Raw genomic sequence first — 24,686 nt, 5'->3', positions numbered from 1 at the left:
TGAGAGAAAGCTGGCAAGATAACGTTTTGCCAGCTTTTAGTTTCTTGGTTTATACAAGCATAGCGTTGTGATCTCATTTCTCTTGGTGTCATAGCGATAGTTGCACGTGATAATTTTGTTGATGTTAAAGTTTTTGTTAAGGTTCGTGGACGTAGAAAAGGTCAGGATTGATTTGTGATGATTAATATTGACTAAATTAACAGCATCAAAATTGACTATTTCCATAATATGTGGGTATATAGCTTTGTATATGCTCTCTTTAGCCGAAAATAACAATGTAGTGCAATATTCATTACAGTAATTAAGCTTCTTCAATAGCAATAATTCTGTTATGTCAGCAATAAGTGGTTGGATGCTTTTGCTCTGTTGCTGAGACATTAAAGTCTGGATATCGATACCAAATGAAAGGTTGTCGTCTGAGTGTTCTTTTTTACCCACTATTGCAATAGCACTATTATCGGTATGAGATATTGAACCTGTTAATCCACAAGGCCATTTTGGCGAACGGTCTGCGGAGATTGGAACATCGATTGCGTAACCCAAATTCTTTTTTATCAAGTACTTGGTGCATATCCGACCTGCCAAAAACTCCCTCTTTCTTTTGGGTACGGACTCTCTGACTGAATTTGGATATTCAATATCAAAGTGAAAAAATAAGTTTTCCCTAAATTTATCTGGAGAAAAACTAATTTTCATTATATCTAAGGATTTACCTTGATAATCAAAATTAAAAAATTTGAAGTCATTAATAAATTCTGATGATAAATTTTCCATTACTTTAAGGTTATGACCAAATTACTTGTTGAAAATAATTATCATTTACTTTTTTTTATATGTAAAGCATAATTTAGTTTCTCAGAAACCATACATTAATTTACCTATTGAACAGAAATGAAATTAAGGACTTTTATGGAAAGCTGCAATATTAAAGGTGAGAGTGAGAATTTTAGATCTAAACAAAGCAATGTCTTTTTTGTCATTATTTGTAGTCTGTATTTTGTTCAGGGTATTCCTATTGGTTTAACATTCCATGCTATTCCTACACTATTAAAAACACTCGGTTTACCACTAGAATTGATCTCAATGGTACCGCTCGCTGGAATTTTTTGGGCCATTAAATTTTTGTGGGCGCCATTAGTGGAAAATAATTGGCTAGGCTCTCTTGGGCGAAGAAAGTCATGGATCATACCTATGCAATTGGTGATGGTAATGACACTGATAACATTAGCGATGATTAACGTTACTGAACAGAACTTGGCCATAGTGACATTATTACTCGCGATCATTTCTATTGTGGGAGCGACACAAGATATTGCGACCGATGGTTTAGCAGCTGATCATTCAGAGAAGTCACAACTCGGTTTAGTGAATGCGATTCAGGTTTCAGGAATTATTATCGGGATGTTAATTGCGGGCCCGTTTGCAATGGTTGCCTTTGAATATGTTGGGTATCGGGTGACTTTACTACTATTGGCCGCAATAGTGTGTGTATGTCTGATACCAATTATCACTTGGCAAGAGCCGAAAGTGAAGCACAGCAGTACAACAGCAAAAGCATCCCTTCTCAAGTTTTTCAAAGCCCCAAGAGCGACTTCAACTTTGGTACTATGTTCATGCGCCACTTTGTGTGGAGTCATCACAATGGCGCTGTCAAAATTTATCTTGGTTGACTTATCTTGGTCTATGTCGCAAGTAGGAATGCTAACAGGAGTTGGTCATTTGCTAGTAATGCTTGTAGGTTGTTTCATTGCTAGCAACCTTATAAAGCGTTGCGGATATCGCTCAACATTGCTGTTCGGCTTGCAGTTGGTTATGTTCGGTGGTTTTCTTTGGATAGCGATCGCCGAGGATTGGCTTTTGGGTGCATGGTGTGTGTGGTTAACATCTGTCATTGTAGGTTTGGGGATGGGTTTTATTGCGGTAAGCACCTATACATATTCAATGCGTTTTTCTCAGCAGACTTTGCAGCCTGCAACAAACATTGCTTTCTTTCAGGGAACACAGACTTTTGGAGAGATAGTCTTTTCTTCTTTAGCCACAAGTTTAGCGGGGGGGAGTGGATATAGTAGTGCTTTGGTGCTCGGAATAGTGATTGCATTGTCTTGCTTATTTGCAGTGTTGAAATCAACTCATTATCGCCACTGGAGTGATGCGTACAATGACTGAGTTTAATCAATATTTGAGCAAGTGAGCAAACGCCATAGACTGAATACGTATTGTTCTCTAGAAGCACATTGCGCTCGGCTTGGACGCCAGAGCACAGTTTTAAAAAGGCTAAACAAGTAGCTAGTTAACGGACGTAGTTCGCATCAACGCTGACATACCAGTGCTGAAGCGTGCCGTCCGTTTTTTTGATCCACAAATCGTTTGTGTAACTCTCGATCTTACCATTTACCGTTAGCTTAAACGTGTTTTCGTCGAACTCGCCAAGTTTTACAAACTGGTCTGTCGTAACCAAAAACGGGTCCATATCATCGATATCAACAGCATCTGAAATCACGTAGTAGTGATAAGTAAATGGCTTACTCGCATCATTTGGATTACTACGGTACGCCACAAGTTTGAACGGTTCCGTCAATGGAACATCAAGTGTTTGCTTATCTATCGTCGCGGGGATTGAAATAAACAACCAAGCCGTGAATAGACCGCAAGCTAAAATCATCAGTAGAAAAAGAGTCTTAATTGCTTTCATGGCAACCTTTAAAATAGGTGATGTTGAAGGTGCTATGGTAACAGGTTTGACTTGTCGATTGTAAGAGTAAGTATAAGTGAAAGCGGCATCACTCTGTTATGAAATCTGAAAGAATTGACGCACTGTTCATAATTTACGTTTCAGACGTTTTCTATGTAAAAGCGTCTGGGCAAATTAGTGCGCGTGGCCTTGTGATAGGTTGATCAACATGACGCCTGCGGCGACAAGTCCCATGCCAATCCAAACTTTTGTGTCTAGGTGTTGGCTGTAAACGAAGCTCGAGAGCAAGCTCACTGTCAAAATTGCTAATCCAGCCCATAAAGAGTGCACCACCCCAACCGGCATCTCTTTCATCGCTTGGCTTAAGAATAAAAATGCCGCCAAGTGCCCTGAGATAACCAGTAAAGCTGGGACTGGTTTAGACAAACTAAATCCATCGGTGGCTTTAAGTGCAACGTGAGAAAGCGCTTCAGCCATTACGCCCATTATCAAGAAAAACCAGCTCATATTCGTACCTTTATCTTTGTATTGTTTGTGTTGGTATAGCAAGAGTGTTTGAAAGTGGTCATTGGTGCCAATCGCGGATTAGCTCGCCTTGCAGGCAAAAAAAAGCCCGCACCTCACGCTTTTGCAAGGTGCGGGCTAAACAGGAGTGACTACTTGTGTAGGTAAGCAGCGTGGAACTCAATGTGCTCGTCAATAAAGCTAGAGATAAAGTAGTAGCTGTGGTCATAACCAGGCTGCATACGTAGCTCTAAATCCGCGTTGTATACTGTGGCTGCTTCAACTAACTGTTCAGGTTTCAGTTGTTCAATTAGGAAGTTGTCCGCTTCGCCTTGGTCAACCAACATTGGCAGCTTAGTGCCTTTCGTTTTTAGAAGCTCAGAGGCGTCGTACTGCTTCCACTCTTCAATATCTAAGCCTAAATACTGGTTAAATGCTTTTTGGCCCCAAGGGCATTGCATTGGGTTACTGATTGGACTAAATGCAGAGATAGAACGGTAGCTATCTTCGTTCTTGATGCCAATCGTAAGGGCACCGTGTCCCCCCATGCTGTGACCAGAAATTGATTTCACTGGTGTCACAGGGAAGAAAGACTCAATCAGTGCTGGAAGCTCTGTTACCACGTAGTCGTACATGTGGTAATGGCTGTCCCATGGCGCTTGAGTGGCATTCACGTAGAAGCCTGCACCTTGGCCTAAGTCGTAGCTTTCATTGTTAGCAACGTTCTCACCACGAGGGCTTGTATCTGGTGCAACAATAGCGATGCCTTGCTCAGCAGCAGCTTTAAATGCGCCGGCTTTTTGCATGAAATTTTCATCGGTACAGGTTAGGCCTGATAACCAATACAAAACAGGAACTGGGTTTTCTTTGCTTGCATTTGGTGGCAAGAAAATTGCGAAGCGCATATCGCAGTCAAGCGTTGCAGAAAAGTGGGTGTATTGTTTGTGCCAACCACCAGCAACCTTTGCTTGGCTAATGTTTTCGATTGTCATTTATTGTGCTCCGTTAGGTTGATGGTTTCGGAATTAATGTATTTGATTTTCTGTAGCTTAAGATAGAGGTTTCACCACCCACCGGGCAGGAGGTGGTGAAGACAGTTTCGCTCTGATTTTTAAGTCAGAACTGTGGTCTCGACACCTAAATGCCGAGACCAAGGAGAATTATCTGTCCATGTGTAAAACAGTACGGATAGATTCACCTTTGTGCATTAGGTCGAATGCGTCGTTTACTTCGTCAAGGCTCATAGTGTGAGTAATGAACTCTTGAAGACCAAACTCACCCGCCATGTAACGGTTTACGATTTCTGGAAGCTCAGAGCGGCCTTTAACACCACCGAAAGCAGAACCACGCCATACACGACCTGTTACTAGTTGGAATGGACGAGTTGAGATCTCTTGACCTGCGCCTGCAACACCGATGATTACAGACTCGCCCCAACCTTTGTGACAACATTCAAGAGCTTGACGCATCACGTTTACGTTACCGATACACTCGAATGAGTAATCAACGCCACCGTCTGTCATCTCAACGATAACGTCTTGGATTGGCTTGTCGAATTTCATTGGGTTAATGCAGTCAGTCGCGCCAAGTTGTTTTGCTAGCTCGAATTTGCTCTCGTTGATATCAACACCGATGATTTTGCTTGCACCCGCCATACGAGCACCGATGATTGCAGAAAGACCGATACCGCCTAGGCCGAATACAGCAACTGTGTCGCCTTTTTCAACTTTAGCTGTGTTTAGTACCGCACCCATACCAGTGGTTACGCCACAGCCTAGAAGACAAACTTCCTCAAGAGGTGCTTGTTTGTTTACTTTCGCTAGTGAGATTTCTGGAAGTACAGTGTACTCAGAGAAAGTAGAACAACCCATGTAGTGGAAAATTGGCTCACCATTGATAGAGAAACGGCTTGTGCCGTCTGGCATTAGACCTTTACCTTGAGTTTCACGAACCGCTTGGCAAAGATTAGTTTTGCCAGACTTACAGAATTTACATTCGCCACACTCTGCTGTGTAAAGTGGGATAACGTGGTCGCCAACTTCAACGCTTGTTACGCCTTCGCCAACCATTTCAACGATGCCGCCACCTTCGTGACCAAGGATAGAAGGGAAGATACCTTCTGGATCGTCACCTGAAAGAGTGAATGCGTCAGTGTGACAAACACCAGTAGCAACGATACGAACAAGTACTTCGCCAGCCTTTGGCAGTTCAACGTCAACCGTTTCACGCTTTAGCGGCTCACCAGCTTTCCAAGCAACCATTGCTTTAGATTGGATATGAGTTTGACCAGGTTTGATTTCGATAGTCATTGGATGCTTCCTTTATATGTCAGTACAGCAGATAACTTTGCAATTTGGTTCAACCCGTTAAGCGTAGTCGAGCTTAATTGCTTCCGCTCTCTCGTTTTGTTGGAGCCAGTATAGGTGCGGTCACGGGTTTTGATAATCCCCTTAAATAGAAAATGATTATTACCTATTTGTAATAATTTGTTAGTTTGAAGGGGGAGATGTTGCTAAGAGAATCTATCGAAACTCTAAACAGTAACTAAGTAGAAGGGACATTTATGCGAAATAAATTAAGCATAAGCTTGCCGCCTATTTTCTATTTGTAGGTTTGAACATGCTTTTCTCTCTCTCACCGCCTGTAATGCTGTCACTTGCCATTGTGCTTGAAGTTGTTGCCACTTCTCTATTGCCTAAAACGCAGCAGTTTACTTCTTTGCCCACGAGTGCCGCAGTATTAATTGGTTACGGTTGTGCTTTCTATCTATTGTCTCTCACAGTGCAAACCATCTCTTTAGGCGTGGCGTATGCGATTTGGTGTGGGGCAGGGATAGTGCTGGTCGCAGCATTGTCTTGGCTGGTCTACGGACAAAAGCTCGATATCTACGCGATCATCGGCATCGCTTTGATTCTGTCAGGTGTGGTGATCATCAACCTGTTTTCAAGTTCGGTGAGTCAATAGTTAAGGGGTCTATGTTCCTAGTTAGGCGAACTTTGCCCAAATATAACTAGTCTCAAATTTATTTTTGTAAAGAGTGAAAAATACGTATTATTGAGCGGCTTTAAACAAAAATTATTTACGCTTCAATGAGTTATGCGGGAGAAAAAGATTACCTAACTGGGCAGAAAAAGCTCTTCAAACTTGAAGATATCTGGCGTACCCGTACACTGCTAGAGATAGAAGGTAATCTAAAAGAACTGGCATCATATAATTTAGCCATTGGCTGTAAGTTAGGGTCATGTGATTTGGTTAGAATGAAGGTAAGGGATATATCCAGTGGAGGTGTTATTCAATAGCGTGTCTTGTTCACCCAAAGTAAAACAGGACGAACAAGGCTCTGTCGCAAATCTAGTTAGAGGCGTGACAGGCCCATCCTACAAATACATTTTTAATGTGAGTGCGTAGAATAGCTCAAGGCCGCCTGGCCTTCAACATCGTCCACATTTCACGCTTATGGAATTAGCCAAGGTTCCTTCCGTTGACTTCCAACCTAGAGCTTGATGTGCTTTCTGCTTCACCCAACTGTGGTTCTGCTCAATGATATTGTTCAGGTAGTTAATGTCCCAAATCTCTACCAATGAGTGCATAAAATAACTCGTCAATCAAAGCTGCACATTCATAGAATCGATGCCCACGTAATGAATCTTAGTTCCATCTATGACGACTTCACTTGATGAGCCATTTTGTGAAATAGCATTATTCAGAAAGGCTTTAGCAGCAGCCTCATCACGCTTCGGACTAAGATAATAATCAATGACATTTCCAAATTATTGACGACTCGGTAATAGTAAATTCACTTACCTTTAATTTTGATATAGGTTTCATCAACACGCCACGAGACAGATACCGGCTTCTTTCCTCGTCTCGATCTATGCTCTAATAATGGGGCAAATTTCATAACGCAACGATTGATGGTGGCATGATCTACAACAACACCTCCCTCTATTTGTATTTCTTCAATTTCACGATAGCTGTGTTTGTATGCAAGGTAATAGCTGATAGTTTCGAGAATAACTTCAGAGGGAAAGTGGCAGCCTTTAGGTATTGAGAATCAGTGTCATGAACAGAAATCAAGTAAATTTTAACTTGAAGACTCAAACTTTGAGAAAGAAGCCAATTTTTAGAACTAGCCCATTTAGAGGTGCTTACGTTACTCTATATCGAGTAAGGCCATTAGCGAATTAATACGCTTTATACGTTTCTCAACTTTTGCATTTGCACCATCTAACGTATAACCATCATCTATTAGCTCTTGTATTAATATTATTTTCTTTATATTGGCCAAATCAAACTGCCTACTGGAAGATTCAGGATCAACAGCTTTGATAATGTTTTTTGATTCCCAATAACGTAGCTTACGAACAGGTATGGAAGTCATTTCAGAAACTTCACTGATACCAACAATAACTTGCCTCAAAAATGAACTATAACTCTCAGAATTGGTGCTTTCTTCTTTAATATCAATCATTTGGGATTTTACTCAGTAAGGGGGATTTACTTAATGTTATCTCGGGATTGGAAATAATACAAGATAACATTAAAAGTACCAAAAGCTCACCTAATGCTCTTTAGATACTTTTATAAAATTATTAATAAAACAATTGACGCCTCGCGACAATGAGTGTAGTGTTACTAAAGTTGAAGTCACTAATACAAAACGAAAATTTAAAAAGGATCTTTACAATGCTGAGTAAGCACTTGCCGAAAATTATCTATTTATTTACATTTTCACTGTGGATGACCTTTATTACTTTAAATAACATTACGGATCCAGAAACAAACACTTCGTTTATAAAAAATGTCTTGACCATGGATTTATTCACAGTGGGTAGTGGTGTTGGTGAAGGGTTATTATGGAGAGCCGTAAACTTACCTTTCTTACCCAATGTATTACTCTGGGGAGTAATAACTCTTGAAGCAGTAATTGACTTTTTGATGTGGAGTGCATTTTTTCTTTATTTAAGCGACCTTATAAAAAAAAGGGACTTGAGAGATAAAACCCTTAATTATATAAACTTGAGTATCTCAGCATTTATGTCTGTTTTTACATGTTTGCTTTGTAGTGGTATGTGGTTTGGGTACTGGATGCATCAAGGTTCGTTTCAAATGGTTCACTTGCTGGGAATCATAATTTCAATATTAGGTTATATAATGTTTAACTCAACTGAAAATAAGTACCTATAAATGTCTTTTTATACATATGTTTTCAGAAAGTGCGATTGGTTAAATTTAAATCAAGAAGAAATACTAAAAAGTATATTAAGAAAACATACTAACAAAAAAAAAATTGATATAGTTAAAAGAGAAAATATTCGACCATATATATATGACAATGAAATATCATTTAATGCGTCACATTCAAGAAAATACTATGCCATTGCTGTCAGTCTAAGTCATATTGTTTCAATAGATATTGAAGACAAAAAAAATAGTGATATAAGTGTTATTGATAGGAAAACGTGGACAATAAAAGAAGCTGCATCAAAAATAAACGGAGATGGTTTATCTATTATATTAAAAGGGAGTAATGTTAATTTCGTTAAAAAAACAAAAGATTTTGAGTTATGGAGAGTAAACTTCGTGGCTGAAAAATCACTACCTACAAGTAGAAATGTAATATATATGTCAAACTATAACGATTTGCACTTATCAGTTGGTCTTAGTAAAAAATGTAAGGAGAATTACAATGGATTGGTTACTGGATAGGTTTCTATCATGTGCTGATGAAAAAGCTGTGGTTTACAAAGATAAGATAACCACATATAACCAAATGTATAATTATGTATGTGAGTGGAAAGATATCATCTATTTTTCAAATGTACCTAAAGGTGCTGTGGTTTCAGTAGAGGGGGAAAGCTCGCCATGGGTAATGGCAGCGATCATTGCACTTATAGAAAATAAAAATATCATTGTACCTATAAACTCAATCAACAAAGAAAGTATAGATAAGTATTTAAAAGTAGCGAATGTTCAGTATAGATTAGACTCTGTGAGTAACAAAGTGTATCCGTCATCTAGAAATATTGGCCACAAACTTTATGAAAAATTAACGGCAATTAACGCTTCTGGTTTAGTTCTATTCAGTTCTGGAACAACTGGAGAACCTAAAGGAACTGTTTTAAATTTTGACAAAATGGCTGAAAAGTTTAAAAAATCAGACAAAAATCTCAATATAATGTCATTTTTATCATTTGACCACATTGGTGGAATTAATACAATTTTTTATACATTAAGCTCAGGGGGACTAGTTGTGATCCCTAAGACACGCCAAGCATTAGATGTATTAAAAGATATACAGCAATGGTCTGTAGAAATACTGCCAACAACTCCAACTTTCATTAATATGTTGCTGATGAGCGGATTGTTTGAGAATTATGATTTGTCTTCACTAAAACTAATTACATATGGCACAGAGCCTATGCCAAAATCAACGCTAACGAAAATATCAACATTGCTTACTAAAGTTAAATTTAAGCAGACATATGGTTTATCTGAAGTGGGAATACTACCAACAAAATCAAAAAACAACCATGAACTTTGGTTAAAAATTGGTGGAAAAGGATTTGATTACAGAGTAAAAGACAACATTTTATGGATAAAATCAGACACAGCAATGCTTGGTTACTTAAATGCTGAATCTCCATTTGATGAAGATGGATATTTTAATACTCAAGATGTTATAGAGTTTGATGAAAAAAAAGAGTATATGAAAATACTTGGTAGGAAATCTGAGATCATAAATGTTGGAGGCGAGAAAGTTTATCCAACGGAAGTTGAAAATACAATCTTAGAAGTTGATGATGTAGTTGATGTTTCAGTGGTTGGAGAAAAAAACCCTATAACGGGAATGGGTATAAAAGCATTTATAAATGCTAAAATTGACTCTGATACATCAATGTTAAGAAAAGAAATCATCAACTATTGTAAGAGAAACTTATCAGAATATAAAATCCCTATGGTTATCGTATTTATAGATAAAGATCTATATTCAAATCGCTATAAAAAAGTTAGAAAATTTGAGAGAGATCATTTTGAAAAATAAAGTTGTTATTATTACAGGCGGAAGTAAAGGTCTGGGGTATGAATTGGTTAAACAATTTCTTGATTCCGGATACAAAGTAGCGACATTCAGTAGGAAACTGAATAGAAGCATAGAAACATTACAGAAAAATGAAAGTTTTTTTTGGATGCCAGTAGATGCAGAAAAATTTGAAAATCTAAAAGAATTCCACAATCAAGTTAAAGGTAAATTTGGTCAAGTTGATATTTTAATTAATAATTCAGCATACTTATTTGAGGGTCTACTCTCATTCACTCCGATGATCGACATAGATAAAACAATTAATTTAAACCTAACAAACCCTATTAAATTCACAAAATTATGTATTTCATCTATGATTAAAAACAAAAGTGGAGTGATCATAAATATATCTTCTATAAATTCAGTTAGAGGTCATAAGGGAGTATCTGTTTATACAGCATCAAAAGCTGGATTAGATGGGATTACACGGAGTCTTGCAAAAGAATTAGCTCCTTCAAATATTCGAGTAAACACTATATCACCAGGTTTTTTTGAAACAGAACTAGTTTCATATTTAAACGAAGAAAGAAGAAATCAGATATTAAAAAGAACACCACTAGGTAGAATCGCCAAGATACAGGATATTTCAAATGCGGTATTATTTATAGCATCTGATAAAGCATCTTTTATAACGGGGCAAAATATAATTGTAGATGGAGGCATGACATGCTAACAAGAAATGAAGTATTTAACATTGTTACTAATAAAATCAAACTTATTTTAAACGACATTGACGATTCATCAGAAAGAAATGTTTTTGACAGCACTAGTTTTGTTAAAGATTTAGAATTCAAATCATTGATGATGGCACAGCTAATAATGCTGGTACAGGACGATATTTTAGTTGAGCCTTTTAGTGAGATTTATTCCATCTCAGACATTTCGACAATAGGTGAGTTTGTTGATGTTTATTATCAGACGATAGTTAATGATAAAACTATAGAGGTTATTCATGAGTGATAATTTTTGCATAGTTGTTGGTGAAGAATTTAATTCCTTTGTTAATAAAAAAAATATACTATCTCCTTTGTGTTTTAGTGATAATTTCGATGATGAAAAGTTTAATAGTATTTACTTAGGTCAGGGCCTATCACATGGTGATGTATTAACTTTGAGTTCAATGGTAGATGAAAAAATAAATTTTATCAATAATATTGAGTGGGTTAACCAAGAGTCCGTACATAAGAAAAACAAAAAAAATGTTTTGATATCTAACTTGAATAGATTAAGTGAGAGGGATTTTTCCTTCAAAATTAGAATAAACAAAGATAGTGAGATATTATCTGATCATGTTACAGGTATACACGTTCCAGGTTTATTGTTGATAGAAGCTGCAAGGCAGTCTTTAATTTCGGTTCTCGAGGTATATTTTGAAGACCTGTCAGCTAAATCTCGATTTGTATTGAAATCAATTTCAAGCGAATTTGTTAATTATGTTTATCCATTAGAAGTTGATGGTAAAATTTCAATAATGAATTTTAACATATCAAAAATGGAATCGAATTTAGAGGCTGAAATTTTAATATCGCAGTATTCAAAAGTGTGTGCGAATTTCAAAATAAAAGCATCTCTGACACCAGAAAAACTTGCAGCTCTAACTGAAAAGTTGTCAATCCCAAAAATATAGAAGTGTAATATGTCTAAATCTTACAAATATGCGTTTTTTGATGTAGATGAAACCGTAGTTAGCTTTAAAACAATGTTTAAATTTTTAGAGTTTTTTTATAATGAAATAAATCCATTAGAAGGGCAATTAATTTTCAATCAGTATATGTTGAAAATTAAAAATGACTGGAAAAATGGACGACCTCGTGAAGAAATAAATCAAGAGTATTACCGTATTTTTTCAAGTGTTGACTCATGTAAGTTTCAATCGATAGTAGAAAAGTGGTATGAAATAACAAAAAAATTAATGGGAGAATCCTTTTTTATTAATCCTATTATAGATGAAATTAATATCCTTAAGAAAAGTAATACTAAACTCGTATTTGTTTCTGGTTCTATAGCTAAACTAATTGAGCTTATTGCTAGAGACTTGCGTGTTGACTACGTTCTTGCGACACGGATTAGAGAAGAAAATGGAATTCTAACTGGAGAAATTATTCCTCCTCAAACAATTGGAGATGGTAAGGCCGTTGTTGTAGAAAAATTTATGAAATTGCATAATGTAGAATCTAATGAATGCATTGCTTATGGGGACCATATTTCAGACTTTCAAATGTTATCTTGTGTCTCTGATGGCGTAATTGTTTCTAAGGACAAAGAAACAATATCGAGTGCTAAATTACGTGGATGGAGAATTATAGATAATTATTAGTTAACTATGAAAAGGGATTAATTAAACATCATACTCTGTATCTCTGTATCTCTGTATCTCTGTTAAATGTTTTATAAATACAGCTATATTAAAATCATAATATATTAATTAAATTAATAGGATTTAATATGAAACGTCGTGTTTTATTTTCTACTATAATGTCTTTTTTTTTATCATCACTAATGACTTTATGGGTTACGTACTTAAACATAGGCAGTTCGCCAGTTTTTTTTAAATTGTGGGTAAATGCTTTTTTATTAGCCTGGCCAGCCGCTGGAATTATATCATTCTTTTTTTCTCCATTTGCTCAAAAGATAACTAATAAAGTACTTAAAAATTGATTGGACGTGATTGTTGCAAAGACTGAAGGTTGACGAGAAAGAAGAGTCCGGTGTAATTGGTTCTGTCGCAAATCTAGTTAGAAGCTTGACAGGCCCATCCTACAGATATAATTATACTGCGAGCGCGTAGAATCACTCAAAGGCCGCCTTGCCTTCAACATCTATCTGGTCTTGTTTCAAAATAGTCCAGATTTCACGCCCACGCAATTAGCCAAGGCTCCTTCCGTTGACTTCCAAACTAGAGCTTGACGTGTTTAATACGGCGCTTAATGTGGGTTGCAATGAAGAAGAGATTAAGGAGGTGATAATTTAGATGACTTGTTACGCTGGCTTTCCTGCGGCACTGAATGTGATTTTGGCGTTCAAAGAAGTACTTGCTGATCGAACGGCAAATCACAATAGCTAAGTTCTCCATGTGGGCGTATTGAGTGTAGGCTCAATTTGTATGAATAAATAGCTTTACTATAAAATGACCGTCCACCGTGGCGGTCTCTTTATGCACTCTAAAGGTACTTTATGAAGAATCTTTCAATACTTTTTTAATTCAAACGGCCATTTATTTTACTCGGTTTGTTCGGTTGATGATACGAGCGGTAATAGAGCTCCAGTTTTGAAAACGTATAAATCCGATATCTTGGAGTATATTTAACTCTTAGCAAGTTTCTATTGCATGGTTAAAATTCGTACAAACAAATAAAAGGTGAGTATTTTGACCAAATATCAGATTATTCAGCAAGGAAAGCGTGCAAAAGAAGATGGGTATAGCATTCACGAAAATCCGTAGCGGAACACTGAAGTGTGGGTTCACCCAGACATAGACGAGTATCAACTATGGCGGCAAGGCAATTGGGAATCCCCTTCCCAATTGCCCAAAAACGCGCAATAAAAAGCGCTGATTAATTCAGCGCTCACGATGTGGGAGGGAAAGTTTATCGCTTGGATTGAGCGTGTTCAGCTCTTCTCTTAAATCGCCCTCTTTTTTCTTCAGTCTCCGCCTTATCTTTAGCAACTTCAAAAGGATGCTCTACGATGTAGTAGTAGAGCGACTGCTAATACAAACAAAGAAAATAGATCCTGAAATGAGCACGGCCAGTGAGGATACTTGAGTCAGCGAACTGTAGAGGTTGTAATACGTGTCTGCAAATGAAAGCGGGAGAACTATCACCCACTGAAACCAGCGGAAATATGGCTTAGCTGAGGCTTCTCCGGCCTTCTCAGAAAAAACGCCTAGATTCGAGAGCATCAACATTAACAAAAAGAGATTAACAAACCCTCCTCCTGCAACTACCCCTTGATATGGGGTCATGCTCCACCCCAAAATCTATAATTTTTACTATTTTATTTATTACTTTCAATATATTGCAAATTATATAGGAATGTGAATGTTTTCATCATACACACAGGGGGCTACCTCTCCAAGCGATAGGGAGGAGCGCCGTGGTTATTTACGTGCTGGAAAAACGCTTGGTTATTGATCATGACCCAATCGCCGATGGTTAATAGGAAGTTCTTGAGCAGATTATCGAATTTGCTTCTAACATAGTGGTGGTTAGCTGATGGCTACTAAGGAAGAGATGGACAAGGAGGTGCTTGTAGAATAGCTGTTCATTGTCGCGCCTATTTACTTCGCAAGAAAACTTTTACCCGTTTAATCAACGTCAAGGAGCTAAATAATAATGACAACCTACGATAAGAACCTAGGTAAAAGAAGTGAGTATATCTCTCAGTATCAACCTGAGTTGCTCGACCCTATCCCAAGAAAAAAAGGCAGAGATGAGATTAAAGATCTAAAGGAAAGCCAATCGTCGCAATAGCGGAGTTTATAGTTCCTCATACTCCTGACAACTTGATTGAATCTAAGCCATTCAAATTGTATTTAAATAGCTTGAATCAAACATGTTTTGAGTCGAAAGAGATTGTTATTGAGAAAATGCAGTCTGATTTAGCTAATGCTGCAGATGCTGAAGTGACGGTATCATTTACGGATGTAGATGAACCACAACAAACCTCAATAAATAAGCAATTTCATTGTATTGATGGTTTAGACATCACAGTAGACTCGTTTGAGTATGATGCGGATTCGCTCTCTGAAAGTAAAGTAGATGAATATGTCTCTGAATCTTTATGCTCTCACCTTTTGAAATCGAACTGTTTGGTGACGAATTAGCCAGATTGGGGAAGCGTATATATTCGTTATAAGGGAGCAAAAATCAATGACGAGAGTCTTCTGAGGTATCTAATCTCATTTCGTGAACATAATGAATTTCACGAGCAATGTGTCGATCGTATTTATTCTGATATCAAACGATGCTATGCGCCTGAAAAGCTGACAGTTTTTGCTAGATATAAGCGACGAGGCTGGCTCGATATAACCCCTTACCGTAGCGACTTTGAAAGCGAAATTTGCTCTGCTAGAAACCCTATGCAATAAATTTAACACAAAATTCGCTGCACAAACATTGTTTGTAAACCCATGTTTGTAAACACACAAAAAAACCAACACTTTCTCTAGTGCGATGTTATTCATCGCACTAGTTAGTCAAAGTAAATTTCCATATCTGTAGTTATTGGAGGTTTGCTAATTTAGCAAAAGTGCTGGCTAGTAATCGCCCAAAAAACGAGTTGACCTAACCTTTCTCACACCCCAACACCGCCACAAACGCATCTAAATACTGCTCTATCGTCAGGTCCGTAGAAACCGGTGGTAGCTCTACGGTAATGCACGGTAGGTTTCTCTCTTCACACCAGGTGCCGAATGAGCCTGGGGTTTCGTAATCCACTTCTTCAACGAGCGGCAGGTTGAACTGCTTACTTAGCCAAGTGGCAAGTTCCGATTGGTTTGGTTCATCGACCATGGCGAGTGGTTCGTGGAAAGAGATGACGAATTTAGGTTCACGGGTTTCGATAAGGTTGATGAGCGACTGCACTTCCGGTTCAAGTTGGTCGGCTTGACCCGTTTTTACTTTTACATCTCTGACTGGTGTGTGAGAACTCCAACGATAAACGGTGCCGTCTTCTGTCCAGTTTTGAGTTGGGAAAGCGCGGTTTAGGTCGACTTGATTAGCGTTGGCACGTGTTCCTAATTGATTACCATCTGGGTTCATCGACAAGATCACATCGTGTCGCAAGTTGTTGGCAGGTAGGCTTCTTAGCGCACAAGACAAACCTGCGATAGACGCGGTTTCATCACCGTGTGTGCCTGCTATGATTAGACCTCGAGATTCGCTTTCTACTTGCGCAGGGAAATAGAGCAAGGGTGCGCCCAGTATCGACTTTCCATATGGTAGCGGCTTTATTGAAAATGCAGCTCTTTCCGTTCTTGGAATTAAACTCACCTTTATCTCCTGATTGATCAAGTACTATCAAGTATTAACGATTAAAGAACTACTTAGATAAACGAAAGCATTAAAATTCGTCAACAGTCTCATTGTTAATTTTATTACTTGCTTCAAAGATAGGCTAGGAGAGCAAAAACATATGGATTTTAAGAAACACTCAACGGCGTTACTCATTTCATCTCTATTGACCCCTTTTATCTCAGTAACTGCCGTTGCTGACACATTGCCTGCGGGAACTACTCTGGCAAAGCAGCAACACTTAGTGCGCGCTAATGATGCGGAAGCGGCGACACTAGACCCTGCAAAGGCTGAGGGCCTACCGGAAATGCACATTCTACGTGACCTATTTGAAGGCTTAGTGATTCAAGACCGCGATGGCAATATCACCCCAGGTGTGGCGGAATCTTGGGAAACCGATGACAACAAAACGTTTGTATTCCACCTGCGCAAAGACGCGCAATGGTCGAATGGTGATCCGGTGACCGCCGATGATTTCGTGTATGCGATAAAACGTGCGGTAGATCCTAAAACAGCATCGCCAAATGTGTGGTATCTCAAGCTCACTAAAATCAACAATATTATTGATGTGGCAGAAGGTAAGAAGCCGATTGAAGAGCTAGGCGTTTCGGCTGTTGATAAGCATACAGTCCGTTTTGAGCTAGACAGCCAAGTACCTTACTTTGTGGCGATGACGGGCCACACATCCATGATGCCAGTACATCAATCAGCCCTAGAAAGTAGCGACAAGCCGTGGAGCGATCCTAAGCAATTTGTTGGTAATGGGGCATTCGTACTAGACGAGTGGGTGGTGAACGAGCGCATTGAACTGAAGAAGAACCCGAGATATTGGGATAGCTCAGATACCCACTTAACCGAAGTGACTTATATTCCGTTTGAGAATCAGAATGCCTCGATTAACCGTTATGCAGTGGGCGAGGTCGATATTACTTCGGACGTGCCTACCCATATGGCGCAGCAGCTTAAAAGTAAATACCAAGGAGCGTTTACCACAGTGCCTTTGCTGTGTACTTACTACTACGCATTCAATACTACGCGACCGCCTTTTGATGATGCGCGAGTACGTAAAGCTGTCTCTTATTCTATGATGCGTGACGTTATCACCAATGGTGTGACTCAGGTGGGCAACTTACCAGCTTATACCTTCGCACATGAGTACACAGCTGGTTTTGATGCGACACAACCTGAGTACAGTACTTGGACTCAGAAAGAACGCGATCAAAAAGCAAAAGAGTTACTAAAAGATGCGGGCTACGATGCGTCTAACCCATTGGATTTCAAACTGCTTTACAACACCAGTGAATCGAACAAGTCGATTGCAGTGGCAATTGCGTCAATGCTGAAAGGTAACCTAGGTGCACAAGTTGAGCTTGAAAACCAAGAGTGGAAGTCTTACTTGGTGTCACGTCGCCAAGGTGATTTCGACGTAATGCGCGCTTCTTGGTGTGGTGACTACAACGAAGCATCAACCTTCTTGAGCCTACTGCGTTCTGGTTCTTCGGGCAATTTTGCTCGCTACAGTAATGACAAGTACGACGCTGCAATGGATAGCGCACTAGCCGCAACCAGAGAACAAGATCGCCAAGGTTTCTATGACCAAGCTGAACAGTTGCTGGCAGAAGACATGCCGATCGCGCCAATCTACTATTACATGCAGGCTCGTTTAGTGCGACCAAGTGTCGGTGGTTTTGCGAAGAACAATGTAGAAGGGCGTATCTACTCTAAGGATCTCTACATCAAAGAGTAGTTGAGCTTCTGGTACATTATTAAAAGTCTGAAATAAAGAAAAGGGACGTTGATCATAAATCTCTGATCAGCGTCCCTTCGTCATTAATCTGTAACGATAAGCGCAAAAAACTGAAACCTGACTGAAGTATTTTTCACCTTTATTTCAATCAGGTGAAGCCATGTTACCCCCTCTACGTGCACTTGTTGCGTTCGAAGCTGTTGCCCGCCTTGGTTCTATTGGCGCTGCTGCGCGAGAGCTTTGTGTTACCCAAGCTGCGGTGAGTCAGCAGCTTAAAAGTTTAGAAACCTTTCTCGATACCACACTGTTTGAACGCAGCTCCAAAGGCGCAAAACTAACGTCGGCTGCCCAGCATTATCAACCGATTGTTGCGGGCTCATTGGCGCACCTGAAACTACAGACTCAAATCCTGTTCGGGGAAAAAGAAACCGATGTTTTGAGCCTGCGCGTTAATCACACCTTTTGCCATAACTGGCTGCTACCTCGCCTGCCATCTTTTTATCAAAAATACCCTTTTATCAGGCTCGATATTCAGCTGGTGGACTGGCCATCAACTAACCCTTGTCAGAATGTTGATATCGAACTGACCAACGGTAAGGTCGAAAGCGAAGACACTCATAGTGAGCGACTGTTTCAAGAGCATTGGCAGTTAGTGTGCAGCCCAGAATTTAAGAACCAATATCAAGACACCTTGGCTGAGCATGATTTCTCTGCTTTGCCGACCGTGCAAGTAAAAGGCTACCGAGAGAACTGGTTGCAATGGTTGAGCCATAACCAATTCGAGATGACTTTACCTAAGGTGCTACTTGAAGTGAGTAATTCTTTGCACGCTCTAGAGGCCGTTAAGCATGGTATTGGTGTGCTGTTGGTGCGTTCGCTTGCGGTGTCTGAGTTGTTGGAGAAAAACGAACTTGTTTTGGCGACAGAGTCCTCGATGCCTGCTGAATCAGCCCACTATTTGATCACTAAACACCGGCGCAGTGCCAAGGTGAATTTCTTTTGTGATTGGCTTTATCACCAGATGGAAGATGGTGAACTGGAAGAAAGATTTTCTAATGGGTAGCCATAAAAAAAATGAAGGACGCTCTTACGAACCTGTCACACAAACCCCTTAATTTAACCGCATACAAATAAGGACGAGGTCACCATGAGTGCTTTCTCAGAACCAATGAAAAACCGCTTAAAGGTACTGCTATTTACTGCACCGTTGTTGGTGCCACTGTTTACTTTTTGGCTCGTACCATTTGGTTATTCGATTTACATCAGCTTCACCGATTGGGATTACATCTCGCCAGATTATTCGTTCATCGGTTTAGAAAATTATGAGTACATGGTTGAGGACTATGAGTTCATCCAAGCGATGCTCAACACGTTTTGGTTCTCTGTTGGTGTGGTGATTCCAACCATCCTTCTTGGTCTTGTATTTGCCATGCTGCTGCATAAAAACTTCAAGGGCAGCCAGTTTTATCGTGCGGTGATCTTCTCCCCTTGGATCACACCCACAGTCGCGGTATCGATTGTGTGGTCCTGGGTATTCGAGACCAAATCGGGTTTGGCAAACCACTTGTTAGAGTCGGCAGGGTTTAGTGCTATTCCATGGTTGGAGAACGGAGACACAGCCTTAGTTGCGGTGATTATCGTGACGGTGTGGCAGGCGATTGGCTGGACGATGCTGTTTTACATCAGTGCGCTCAACAAGATTCCAGAATCACTGTATGAGGCGTCTTTGATTGATGGTTGCAGCAGCTTAACGCGCTTTTTGAAGATAACGCTGCCACTGATTTCTCCAACCACATTTTTCTTAGTAGTGGTCAATATTATCACGGCAATGCAGGCGTTCGATCAGTTCCAGATCCTGACGCAAGGCGGACCGGGTGGTGAAACACGCACCCTGTTGTATTTGTTCTACCAACAAGCGTTCGAACGTTACGAAATGGGACCTGCAGCCGCGACATCGTTAGTGATATTCCTGATTACTGGATTACTGGCACTTATTAATACCTACATCGGCAAGCGCTGGGTGTACTACTAGTCGATTTTTGAAAGGACAGAATTATGACCACGCAAGTATTGGATGCCAATCAAGTATTAAACCAGAGCACCGCGAAAGCCAAAGTTAGAGCTCAAGTCAAAGCGACGAAGTCAGAAGTTGCGTCAAAGAAAGCCTCAGTGGATCGCCGTTCGTTCCTCGCACTGGCTAAGCACCTATTCTTGGCAACGTGCGGAACCATTATGGTATTCCCGTTCTTATGGATGTTGTCTGGTTCACTGAAAAGCAACGATGAGATCTTTGCTAACCCGCTGGACTTGATTCCAGAGCAATTTCGTTGGGAAACCTTTGTTGAAACCTTCCACAGCGCGCCGTTTGGCTTGTACATCTTCAACAGCTTTAGTGTGGCTTTGTTCACTACCTTGTTAGTGATTGTGAATTCAGCGATGTTTGCATACGCACTGACTCAGCTGAAGTTTCGCTCGAAGACCGTGCTTTATTTCATCGTGATGGGCTGTTACATGCTGCCGGGCGCAGTGACTTACATTCCGTCTTATATCACTTTGGCAAAACTGGGTTTGTTGGATTCACACATGGGCTTGGTTGCGTCGAACGCAGCCTCGGTGTTCGGTGTGTTCTATCTACGCCAAGTGTTTATCAAGGTGCATCCATCGCTGATTGAAGCGGCACGAATTGATGGTGCAGGTGAGCTCAAAATCTTATGGGCAATCATCTTACCGCAATGCCGAGCAGCAGTCGCAACACTGTTCCTCATCACTTTTATTACCAATTACAACAGCTACATGTGGCCAAGTCTGGTGATTACGACTCAGGATTTAAATCTGATCGCTACTGGTATTCGTCACTACTTTATTGCCGAAGGTAACTATGGGTTGAACTGGTCGCAAATCATGGCGGCGAGCACCATTGCAGTATTGCCTTTGTTAATTCTATTCGTCATTTGTCAAAAGACGATTCTTTCAGGTATCGCCGATAACGGCGTAAAAGAGTAAACGGAAATGAAACTAAAAACTCTCGCACTAGTGTGTGCTGGCGCAGCAAGCGCTTCTATGTTCTCTAGCAGTGTTCTTGCGGCAACCGAAGTTAACTTTTGGTATTCCGGTGGTACTAAGCCACAGCAAATGATGACTAAGCTCATCGAAGAGTTCAATGCGAGCCAAGATGAGTATGTTGTAAAGCCTGCATTGCAAGGTAACTACACGGAAACCTATCAGAAGCTGCAAGCTGGTTTAGCGTCTAAAACGGCACCTGAACTTGTGCTGCTAGATTCAGGTCGTGCGGAAGCAATGCACGGACGTGGTTTGAGCCGTGACCTAACGCCGTTCATGGATGAAGAGTTCAACTTCTCTGATTTCATTGGCGCGTTCAAAGATCAAGTGACGGCAGACGACGGCACCATCATCGGTCTACCTGCTTACGGTACCACTCAAGTGTTCTACTACAACAAGCAGGTGTTGGCAGATAACGGCTTTACTGAGCAAGATCTAAAGACATGGCAAGGCGTGGCTAAGGTCGCTGAGAAAGTCACACAACGTGATGAGAAAGGTAATGTGACCTTCTACGGTTGGGAGCCGATGTGGGGTCAAGACAACATGATTGACGCGGCATTTTCTAACGGCGCCAAGATCATCAGTGATGACGGTAAGAAAGTGCTGATTGACTCTCCTGAGTGGGTTGAGGTGTGGGACAGCTTCCGTAAGTGGATCCACGATGATCAAATCATGCGTATTCACTACGGTGGTCAAGGTTGGGAATACTGGTACAAAACCATTGATGATGTGATGAAAGACAACGCACTAGGCTACACCGGTTCATCGGGTGACCAAGGTGACTTGGACTTCACTAAGCTTTCAGCAACCACGCAACCAGGTTGGGGCTCAAACCCTTCTGCACCACAAGCGGGTGCGCTGGTTTACGTAATGCCAAAAGGCACAGACGACGCAGCAGCGAAAGGTGCATTTGAGTTTGTTGAGTTCTACACCAACGCGAAAAACACGGCTGCTTGGTCAATGTTCACCGGTTACATCCCTGTACGTAACAGCGTATCTGAGGTGCCAGAGTACCAAGCGTTCACTAAAGATAACCCACAAGCTCTAATTCCATTGAAGCAAGCGAACACGGCGACCAAAGATTTCCTTGACCCTACCAACGGTAAGATCATGGATGCTCTGAAGGTGGCAGCGGATCAGATTCAAATCCAAAACGTGCCTGCTGACAAAGCGCTAAAACAAGCGGCTAAGAAAGCACAACGTGCACTAGACCGAGCGAATCGTTCTTAATCCGTAAAGATAACAAAACTATCTTTGCACGCATCAAGGCCCATCTATTCGGGTGGGCCTCTTTTTGACCCAGTCCTTCAATTAGGACGAATTTGGTGAAGACAATGACCCAATTTCAAGGTGAGCTGCCGTTTGGTAGAGTACGTATCCCCTTTGATGTGCCAGCAGGTTCTCACAGCGTAACGATTACCGGCACAACGGTGAAAAAAGGATTCTTGTACGCAGCGGCGTATGATGCCAACCAAGCATTTCGTGGCAAAGTGCTGTTTGAAAAGGCGCACAAGTCACTCACTATCCAACCGCAAAACTCTGGTTTAGGCGCGATTGATGGGGCGATTCCATCGGGCGAATGGTTCTTAGAGCTTTACAACCTTGAAGGTGAGTTTCGCACCGAGCGTGCGATGCAGTATCAAGTCGATGCACTTTGCTCTAATGAGTTAGTTAATAACGATGTTGAGTTAGAACTGACTCCAACGGTGACAAGTTCTCACGATATCGAGTTTGATTACAGCTACATGCTGAGTTCCGATTCTCGTTGGTATCGTGGTGACTTACACGCTCACACTCAGCTTTCTGATGGTCACAATACCTTAGCAGCGGCTAAAGACATTGTGGAATCACAAGGGCTCGATTTTTTCTTCTTTACAGAGCACAACATCTGCCAGCCTAAATTGCCAGTATCAAAGCAGTGCTTGTTCTTACCTGCGTTAGAAGTCACAACCGATCTCGGGCACTTCAATGTGCATGGTCCGGTTAAGTCTTTGGACCTTAGAGACGTTGAACACAGCAGCCAAGCGACTATGGAAGCAGGATTGAATTTAGCCAAAAGCGGACACAGCTCTCTTGGCATTAATCACTCAATGATGAAGCCGTGGCACTGGCATTACGATCAAGTGGATCTAAGCCAAGTATCTACCTTTGAAGTGTGTTGTGACCCTACTTGGTCAACTTCACCAAAAGCGACCGAAGAGGCGTTATTGGTTCTTAATGAAATGTGGAATTGTGGCCAGCGCATTACCGCGATTGGCGGCAGCGATTCACACCTTGAACCGCATGAACGTAATCCTAAATCGGATGAGCCTTCCATCTACGGTGACCCATCCACCTTCGTTTACAGCCATGGTTTGAGTGGTGAAGGCATCTTGTCTGGAATGCGTAATGGGCAAGTTTACTTAGAGCGTCGTTGCGGCTTGAAGTTTGATATCAACTTAGGTGATTTGCTACCGGGTAACGACTCTCAAGGACAAGCGCTTACATACCGAATTGCTGTCTCTGACTCAGAAAACCCTTACTACGCGGAGTGCGTGGTGGATGGTGAGATTATTGAACGAATCGCTTTGAGTGATGAGCTGAAAAGTCTCCTTATTGATGAGGGTTACCGTTGGTGCCGTGTCGATATTCGTCGCGGAGAACTTTCTGCAGCATTAATCAACAGCACTCAACCTGCATCTGAGGAATGTGAGTTTGAAGGCTGCATCAACGCCGTATTTGATGGCAAACAACCAGAGTTTAACCAACCCCTAGTGCGTACTTGGGGAGAACTAATGGAGCGAATGAGCCGTGATGAAGTTTAAGGCGATGTTATTTGATAAAGACGGCACATTGTTAGAGTTTCACAAGATGTGGCTCAACGTTTCTCGTGGTGCTTGTGAGCGTGTGAAATCTTACAGTGACCAGCATCAGGGTAATCAAACTGTCACACCTGCTGAGTTACTCTTGGCCATCGGTGTTGAAGGTGATGTGGTTGATAACTATGGACTACTAGCCTCAAACCCAGTGGAAGATACCGCGACAGCATGGTTCAACATGTTGCAACCCAATGTCTCGCTCGCTGAGTTTACTAAGGTGACTAAAGCCGCTTTCAATGACGAAGTGGAAGAAAACCCAAGCTGGATTGAAGCACTACCAGGTGTGGCTGAAAAGCTGGGTGTGTTTAAACAGCAGGGCATGATTTTAGGCATCGCAACTGCAGACACCAAAGACTCAACGATCTACACACTAGAGCAATCGGGTTTGAGTGAGATGTTTGATTATGTCGGTTACTCCGATGGGGATATCGAACCTAAACCAGCGCCAGCACTACTTAATGCCTTCTGTGATCAATGCGGTATTGAGCCACATGAGGTGATCATGTTTGGTGACACGGTTTCGGATATGGAATTTGGCCGTAACGCAGGCGCAAGCAATGTCGGCGTGCTAACTGGCACGGCTCAACACAGTGAATTAGAGCCAGTGGCAGATCTGGTCATCGCATCGGTCGCTCACTTTGAGCTTAATCAGCTGCAAGAACGTGGTTAAAACGTTTCACGACAGATTGCAAAGATAGTATTTAACGAATTGATTTAAGGACAGGTT

Annotated in this window: 24 protein-coding genes and 3 pseudogenes; 19 read left to right on the top strand and 8 right to left on the bottom strand. The window is 40.9% G+C overall.

The window, feature by feature from the left end:
• Positions 1 to 36 precede the first annotated feature (36 nt).
• Positions 37 to 774 (bottom strand): 4'-phosphopantetheinyl transferase family protein, encoded by a 738-nt coding sequence (locus A3712_RS00360; RefSeq protein WP_063521786.1) that lies wholly within the window; start codon positions 772 to 774, stop codon positions 37 to 39.
• A 117-nt stretch (positions 775 to 891) separates the two neighbouring features.
• Between A3712_RS00360 and A3712_RS00355 the strand changes: the two genes are divergently transcribed.
• Complete coding sequence (locus A3712_RS00355; RefSeq protein WP_082856144.1) at positions 892 to 2,166, top strand: MFS transporter; 1,275 nt, start codon at positions 892 to 894, stop codon at positions 2,164 to 2,166.
• A gap of 124 nt (positions 2,167 to 2,290) precedes the next feature.
• Here A3712_RS00355 and A3712_RS00350 read toward each other — a convergent pair whose 3' ends face one another.
• From A3712_RS00350 to A3712_RS00335, 4 genes are all read right to left on the bottom strand, one after another.
• A complete protein-coding gene (locus A3712_RS00350; protein WP_004737543.1) occupies positions 2,291 to 2,692 on the bottom strand; it encodes a hypothetical protein in 402 nt (133 codons plus the stop codon).
• 174 nt (positions 2,693 to 2,866) lie between these two features.
• Positions 2,867 to 3,199, bottom strand: a complete 333-nt coding sequence (locus tag A3712_RS00345; RefSeq protein ID WP_063521785.1) for a DMT family transporter — start codon at positions 3,197 to 3,199, stop codon at positions 2,867 to 2,869.
• A 149-nt stretch (positions 3,200 to 3,348) separates the two neighbouring features.
• Positions 3,349 to 4,188: an S-formylglutathione hydrolase gene (gene fghA / locus A3712_RS00340; RefSeq protein WP_063521784.1), complete on the bottom strand. Its 840-nt coding sequence runs from the start codon at positions 4,186 to 4,188 to the stop codon at positions 3,349 to 3,351.
• A 168-nt stretch (positions 4,189 to 4,356) separates the two neighbouring features.
• On the bottom strand, positions 4,357 to 5,505 hold the full coding sequence (locus A3712_RS00335; RefSeq protein WP_063521783.1) for an S-(hydroxymethyl)glutathione dehydrogenase/class III alcohol dehydrogenase: 1,149 nt from the start codon (positions 5,503 to 5,505) through the stop codon (positions 4,357 to 4,359).
• Between the two features lie 310 nt (positions 5,506 to 5,815).
• Here A3712_RS00335 and A3712_RS00330 point away from each other — a divergent pair, with 310 nt between their 5' ends.
• Complete coding sequence (locus tag A3712_RS00330) at positions 5,816 to 6,160, top strand: DMT family transporter (protein WP_063521782.1); 345 nt, start codon at positions 5,816 to 5,818, stop codon at positions 6,158 to 6,160.
• 545 nt (positions 6,161 to 6,705) lie between these two features.
• On the opposite strand, the pseudogene A3712_RS26375 reads toward A3712_RS00330, so the two are convergent.
• Together A3712_RS26375 and A3712_RS00320 are read right to left on the bottom strand one after the other, a co-directional pair.
• Positions 6,706 to 7,244, bottom strand: a pseudogene (locus A3712_RS26375) (IS6 family transposase); the annotation flags it as partial.
• Between the two features lie 105 nt (positions 7,245 to 7,349).
• Entirely contained in the window at positions 7,350 to 7,667 is a 318-nt protein-coding gene (locus A3712_RS00320; RefSeq protein ID WP_063521781.1) for a MerR family transcriptional regulator, read from the bottom strand.
• Between the two features lie 215 nt (positions 7,668 to 7,882).
• On the opposite strand from A3712_RS00320, the gene A3712_RS00315 reads away from it, so the two are divergent.
• The 10 genes and pseudogenes from A3712_RS00315 (at position 7,883) to A3712_RS00275 (ending at position 15,369) form a co-directional block, all read left to right on the top strand.
• Positions 7,883 to 8,383 (top strand): DUF2165 family protein, encoded by a 501-nt coding sequence (locus tag A3712_RS00315; protein WP_063521780.1) that lies wholly within the window; start codon positions 7,883 to 7,885, stop codon positions 8,381 to 8,383.
• Positions 8,384 to 8,905 (top strand): 4'-phosphopantetheinyl transferase family protein, encoded by a 522-nt coding sequence (locus A3712_RS00310; RefSeq protein ID WP_063521779.1) that lies wholly within the window; start codon positions 8,384 to 8,386, stop codon positions 8,903 to 8,905.
• Positions 8,886 to 10,241: an ANL family adenylate-forming protein gene (locus tag A3712_RS00305; RefSeq protein WP_082856142.1), complete on the top strand. Its 1,356-nt coding sequence runs from the start codon at positions 8,886 to 8,888 to the stop codon at positions 10,239 to 10,241. Before A3712_RS00310 ends, A3712_RS00305 begins: the two co-directional genes overlap by 20 nt.
• Positions 10,231 to 10,953 (top strand): SDR family NAD(P)-dependent oxidoreductase, encoded by a 723-nt coding sequence (locus A3712_RS00300; protein WP_197465779.1) that lies wholly within the window; start codon positions 10,231 to 10,233, stop codon positions 10,951 to 10,953. Before A3712_RS00305 ends, A3712_RS00300 begins: the two co-directional genes overlap by 11 nt.
• The gene (locus A3712_RS00295) at positions 10,947 to 11,240 is read left to right on the top strand and encodes a hypothetical protein (protein ID WP_063521777.1); all 294 of its coding nucleotides are present in this window, start codon (positions 10,947 to 10,949) and stop codon (positions 11,238 to 11,240) included. The genes A3712_RS00300 and A3712_RS00295 overlap by 7 nt, the downstream gene beginning before the upstream one ends.
• A complete protein-coding gene (locus tag A3712_RS00290; protein ID WP_063521776.1) occupies positions 11,233 to 11,907 on the top strand; it encodes an AfsA-related hotdog domain-containing protein in 675 nt (224 codons plus the stop codon). Before A3712_RS00295 ends, A3712_RS00290 begins: the two co-directional genes overlap by 8 nt.
• A gap of 9 nt (positions 11,908 to 11,916) precedes the next feature.
• Positions 11,917 to 12,597: an HAD family hydrolase gene (locus A3712_RS00285; RefSeq protein ID WP_063521775.1), complete on the top strand. Its 681-nt coding sequence runs from the start codon at positions 11,917 to 11,919 to the stop codon at positions 12,595 to 12,597.
• 128 nt (positions 12,598 to 12,725) lie between these two features.
• Positions 12,726 to 12,938 (top strand): DUF2798 domain-containing protein, encoded by a 213-nt coding sequence (locus A3712_RS26370; RefSeq protein WP_082856140.1) that lies wholly within the window; start codon positions 12,726 to 12,728, stop codon positions 12,936 to 12,938.
• Between the two features lie 256 nt (positions 12,939 to 13,194).
• A pseudogene (locus A3712_RS00280) lies at positions 13,195 to 13,344 on the top strand (carboxymuconolactone decarboxylase family protein); the annotation flags it as partial.
• Positions 13,345 to 14,614: 1,270 nt separating this feature from the next.
• A pseudogene (locus tag A3712_RS00275) lies at positions 14,615 to 15,369 on the top strand (NADPH-dependent 7-cyano-7-deazaguanine reductase QueF).
• 196 nt (positions 15,370 to 15,565) lie between these two features.
• Here the strand turns inward: A3712_RS00275 and mpaA are convergent.
• A complete protein-coding gene (mpaA, locus tag A3712_RS00270; protein ID WP_082856139.1) occupies positions 15,566 to 16,273 on the bottom strand; it encodes a murein tripeptide amidase MpaA in 708 nt (235 codons plus the stop codon).
• A gap of 142 nt (positions 16,274 to 16,415) precedes the next feature.
• On the opposite strand from mpaA, the gene A3712_RS00265 reads away from it, so the two are divergent.
• The 7 genes from A3712_RS00265 (at position 16,416) to A3712_RS00235 (ending at position 24,629) form a co-directional block, all read left to right on the top strand.
• Positions 16,416 to 18,041, top strand: a complete 1,626-nt coding sequence (locus tag A3712_RS00265; protein WP_063521774.1) for an ABC transporter substrate-binding protein — start codon at positions 16,416 to 16,418, stop codon at positions 18,039 to 18,041.
• A gap of 160 nt (positions 18,042 to 18,201) precedes the next feature.
• Positions 18,202 to 19,104: a LysR substrate-binding domain-containing protein gene (locus A3712_RS00260; protein ID WP_063521773.1), complete on the top strand. Its 903-nt coding sequence runs from the start codon at positions 18,202 to 18,204 to the stop codon at positions 19,102 to 19,104.
• A gap of 84 nt (positions 19,105 to 19,188) precedes the next feature.
• Positions 19,189 to 20,073, top strand: a complete 885-nt coding sequence (locus A3712_RS00255) for a carbohydrate ABC transporter permease (RefSeq protein WP_063521772.1) — start codon at positions 19,189 to 19,191, stop codon at positions 20,071 to 20,073.
• 23 nt (positions 20,074 to 20,096) lie between these two features.
• Positions 20,097 to 21,044: a carbohydrate ABC transporter permease gene (locus tag A3712_RS00250; protein WP_063521771.1), complete on the top strand. Its 948-nt coding sequence runs from the start codon at positions 20,097 to 20,099 to the stop codon at positions 21,042 to 21,044.
• 6 nt (positions 21,045 to 21,050) lie between these two features.
• Complete coding sequence (locus tag A3712_RS00245; protein ID WP_063521770.1) at positions 21,051 to 22,331, top strand: extracellular solute-binding protein; 1,281 nt, start codon at positions 21,051 to 21,053, stop codon at positions 22,329 to 22,331.
• Positions 22,332 to 22,435: 104 nt separating this feature from the next.
• Entirely contained in the window at positions 22,436 to 23,905 is a 1,470-nt protein-coding gene (locus tag A3712_RS00240; RefSeq protein ID WP_063521769.1) for a CehA/McbA family metallohydrolase, read from the top strand.
• Positions 23,895 to 24,629, top strand: a complete 735-nt coding sequence (locus A3712_RS00235; protein ID WP_063521768.1) for an HAD family hydrolase — start codon at positions 23,895 to 23,897, stop codon at positions 24,627 to 24,629. The genes A3712_RS00240 and A3712_RS00235 overlap by 11 nt, the downstream gene beginning before the upstream one ends.
• Positions 24,630 to 24,686: the final 57 nt, after the last annotated feature.

Source organism: Vibrio sp. HI00D65 (genome assembly GCF_001635455.1).
In the GTDB taxonomy this organism is placed as follows: domain Bacteria; phylum Pseudomonadota; class Gammaproteobacteria; order Enterobacterales; family Vibrionaceae; genus Vibrio.
Note: the sequence above shows the minus strand (reverse complement) of the source record. Positions and strands in the feature narration are given on the sequence as shown.